We start from the raw sequence: 475 nt of genomic DNA on the forward strand, positions 1-475 counted from the left end.
TGTTCGAGACATCATAAAGTAGAGCATTTAATCTATGCTTCATCTAGTTCTGTATACGGTGCAAATACTTCTAAACCTTTTTCAACATCTGATAATATTGATCATCCTTTAAGCTTATATGCTGCTACTAAAAAATCTAATGAGTTAATGGCCCATACTTATAGCCATTTATATAATTTACCAACAACTGGATTAAGATTCTTTACTGTATATGGACCATGGGGAAGACCTGATATGGCACTATTTAAATTTACGAAAGCAATAGTAAATGATGAAGAAATAGATGTATATAATCATGGGAATATGATGAGAGATTTTACTTATGTAGATGATATTGTTGAAGCGATTAGTAGATTGGTTAAAAAACCAGCTGAACCAAATACTGAATGGTCTGGAGAAAATCCAGATCCAAGTTCATCGTATGCACCTTATAAAATTTACAACATAGGAAATAATAGTCCTGTTAGACTTATGG

At 31.8% G+C, this 475-nt stretch carries 1 protein-coding gene; it reads left to right on the plus strand.

All coding sequences use genetic code 11. The features are described 5' to 3' along the window. Positions 1 to 475, plus strand: a 475-nt coding sequence (locus ACF91D_RS31830; RefSeq protein ID WP_392438710.1) for an NAD-dependent epimerase/dehydratase family protein, incomplete at both ends; no start/stop codon positions are given.

Source organism: Staphylococcus sp. 231237_7MaSpsaltlick (genome assembly GCF_043107035.1).